Annotated in this window: 1 protein-coding gene; it reads left to right on the forward strand. The window is 58.3% G+C overall.

Features of this window, described 5'->3' with window-relative positions:
- Positions 1-1,650: matrixin family metalloprotease (locus F3J08_RS16800; RefSeq protein WP_166931907.1), on the forward strand; the 1,650-nt coding region annotated here is incomplete at its 5' end.
- Positions 1,651-1,722: the final 72 nt, after the last annotated feature.

Below are 1,722 nucleotides of genomic sequence, written 5' to 3' on the forward strand. Positions count from 1 at the left end.
ACGCTGAACGGCAATGACGATACGGTGACGATGGGATCGGATACCGCCACGTCCCTTACAGGCACCGGCGATACGGTGACCAGCGGAGATGGTGGCTCTCTGAATCTTAGCAACGCCGATAACGACGTATTCAATCCCGGCAGCAATGTCACGCTGAACGTCAATCCAGGCTCGGACAATAACACCTTCAACATGGAAGGTACCGGGGATGTCGTGAATGTCGGCGGCTCGAGCGAGAACTTCACCGGTTCGATCTGGGGAGCGAGCAAGGAGACGTTCAATTTCGGTGACAATGTCGGCAATGATACGCTGAACGGCAATGACGATACCACCACGCTCGGGACCGGGTCAGGGGTGACATTCTACAATGCCGGGAACGACGCAGTCGCAGGAAACGGGAACAACGAGCATCTCACAGTCGATCCGGGGTCGAACAATGACAGTTTCGATCTGGTCGGAACGGGCGATTCCATCTTTGTCGGTGGGTCGAACGATACGTTCAACGGCCATATCGCCGGCGCCAATGACGAGACCTTCTCCTTTGGCAACAACGTTGGCGGCGACGTCATCACCGGAAGCGGGCTTACGATCGATCTCGGCGACGATATGAGCCTGACCGTCACGGGCAGCAACGATCATTTTACGGGGGGATCGGGCGATACGCTCGATGTTCTCGGCTCGGATGACGATGTCGATACGGATGACGGCAGCATCACTTTCTCCAACGGGGATGATGACGACGTCTCGGGGGATGGAGATGACGAGACGGGAGGGAGTTACGGTGATGGCGGGGGCGACGACGGAGGGGGAGATGATGGAGGAGGCGACGATGGAGGCGATGGGATGGATGACGGCCTGGTAGCGACAGCCCAACATTACACCAATGTCTTTTCGTCGTCAGATAAGGTCGCGAGTGCGACAGCGTGGGATCGCGCGGATCACGCTATTACAGCCGCCGCGAATGGCTCGGGATCTGATGCAACCGCTCTCACGGGCCAGCCTCTGACAGGTACGGCCCAGGACATCACCTGGAGTTTCTCACAGACGAACCCGGGCAACACGCCGCTCTATGCCGGGTCCATTGAACCGGTCTATCAGGACGCCATCAAACAGGCGCTTGCCGAATGGTCGACGGCGACAGGGCTTACTTTTACGGAAGTCACAGGCTCCGCCTCTTCCGATATCCGGATCGGCTGGGGCAATCTCGATACGGCCAATTCGGGGGTGGCAGGGACGACATTCTACGGAACGTCTTCTGACGGGAAGTCCGGGCAGGATGTAATCGAACTGGAAAACCCGATGCAGGACAAACTCTCCGCCACAAGCGACGGAGGGTACAGCTATGACGGGACGGGCGTTACTTTGGAACAGCTCGCGCTGCACGAGGTCGGGCACGCTCTTGGTTTGTCCGAGAGTTCCGATCCAAACGCCATCATGTTCCCGGAACTGGGAAACAGGAACACGGGGTTGGATCAGACCGATGTCAACGAGATCAAGGGTGTGTATCATCTGACGAGTGACACGGGCGTGACGGATCTACTCAGACAGGCTTCCGCTGCCTTCACCGATGGAGGGGCCGTGAACACTTCCGCCGTGGTCGCGACGGGCGAGACGTTCGACAACCCGCTTTTGACCGCCCACGCCGCCTGATAAATAACGGCCTGGCGGTCTGTCTGGTTACAGACGAGGGCGCCAGGTCATAGGAAAAGTCACAGTTTCCAG

It is taken from the genome of Asaia sp. As-1742 (genome assembly GCF_011753235.1).
GTDB classification, from domain to species: domain Bacteria; phylum Pseudomonadota; class Alphaproteobacteria; order Acetobacterales; family Acetobacteraceae; genus Asaia; species Asaia bogorensis_B.